The 346-nt window shown below is 36.1% G+C and carries 1 protein-coding gene; it reads right to left on the bottom strand.

All coding sequences use genetic code 11. The features are described from left to right. Positions 1-325 (bottom strand): DEAD/DEAH box helicase (locus DC53_RS22795; RefSeq protein WP_033032605.1); only part of this gene is annotated, 325 nt, incomplete at its 3' end. Positions 326-346 lie beyond the last annotated feature (21 nt).

Raw genomic sequence — 346 nt, 5'->3', positions numbered from 1 at the left:
ATTTATAATCTCCAAACTTACAATTATCTAACTGATCACTTATGGCATCAGACGACAAACCTCCCGTCAATGCAATAGCTTTAATACCTCTAGTAGATAAATTAACTACTTGATCTTTCATCAAAGCAATCAAAGGAGAAATTACAAGACATAACCCCGACTTCATCATTGTAGGTACTTGAAAACACACTGACTTTCCTCCGCCTGTAGGCATTAATGCAAAAGCATCTTTACCTTCAAGCACAGTCTGAATTATTTTATCTTGCGGCTCTCTAAAGCTATCGTGTTGCCAATACTTCTTGAGAATATCAAGGGGTTGTTGCATATAATATTAAGAAAGATGCTC

Origin of the sequence: Pseudoalteromonas fuliginea, from assembly GCF_000690055.1 — a bacterium.
Taxonomy (GTDB): domain Bacteria; phylum Pseudomonadota; class Gammaproteobacteria; order Enterobacterales; family Alteromonadaceae; genus Pseudoalteromonas; species Pseudoalteromonas fuliginea.
Note: the sequence above shows the minus strand (reverse complement) of the source record. Positions and strands in the feature narration are given on the sequence as shown.